At 73.6% G+C, this 515-nt stretch carries 1 pseudogene; it reads left to right on the top strand.

Annotated elements, in window-relative coordinates:
• Positions 1–206: 206 nt before the first annotated feature.
• Positions 207–515, top strand: a pseudogene (locus GT354_RS42855) (hypothetical protein); the annotation flags it as partial.

Genomic DNA, 515 nt, shown 5'->3' with positions numbered 1-515 from the left:
CAAGGCGTCGGCCGGTGCGGCGGGTTGGGGCCCGCGTGCCGGTCGGGGAGGCGGGGCCCACTCCCGTGCGTCGACGCTTCCCGTGGTCGGTGCTCGCGCGGTCCGGTGCTCGGCATCCCCGCACGCCGAGGCGAATGTGTGGGCCCCACGCCGGGCGCTCGCAGACAACGAGGACCAGGAGCAGTACGAGGACCGGGAGCGGCGGGGTGGCCTGCGTCGGTCCGGGAACGGGCCGGGAGGTCGAGGCGTACCGGGGGGCGCGGTTGGCGGCGTTGCAGACCGGGATGCTCAAGCTCGCGTGGGAACACGACCTGCGCCGGGTGCTGACGTTCCATCACCGCACAATGGAGGCGAAGGCGTTCGGGAAGCTGCGCAAGAGCCCCGCCGTCGCGAAGCGGTATCCGGGCCGGTTGTCGACGGACTGGCTCTCGGGTGAGCACGAGCCGGAGCGGCGGCGCAGGGTGTTGGGGGCGTTGTCGGCCTGGACATCGTGCACTGCGGCACGCCGATCGGCC

Origin of the sequence: Streptomyces sp. SID3343, from assembly GCF_009865215.1 — a bacterium.
Classification (GTDB): domain Bacteria; phylum Actinomycetota; class Actinomycetes; order Streptomycetales; family Streptomycetaceae; genus Embleya.
Note: the sequence above shows the minus strand (reverse complement) of the source record. Positions and strands in the feature narration are given on the sequence as shown.